We start from the raw sequence: 282 nt of genomic DNA on the forward strand, positions 1-282 counted from the left end.
GCGCCCTATTCCGCAGGCCAGATCGGCGCGGAAGTCGCGATCGAGCGGGCGGGCGACCAGTTCCATGCGTTCATGATCCGCCAGACGCGCGAATACGACCTCGAAATGTTCGCGGACATCGCCGATGCGGGCCAGTTCGCTTCGCCCCAGGACGTTCCGTTTTCGATCCTGCTGCCCGCCTTCGTGACCAGCGAATTGAAGACCGCTTTCCAGATCGGCTTCATGCTGTTCCTTCCCTTCCTCGTGATCGACCTCGTCGTGTCCAGCGTTCTGATGAGCCTG

At 61.7% G+C, this 282-nt stretch carries 1 pseudogene; it reads left to right on the plus strand.

Annotated elements, in window-relative coordinates:
* Nucleotides 1-282: pseudogene (locus A3736_RS06145) on the plus strand (flagellar type III secretion system pore protein FliP); the annotation flags it as partial.

It is taken from the genome of Erythrobacter sp. HI0063 (assembly GCF_001635685.1).
Taxonomy (GTDB): Bacteria; Pseudomonadota; Alphaproteobacteria; order Sphingomonadales; family Sphingomonadaceae; genus Qipengyuania.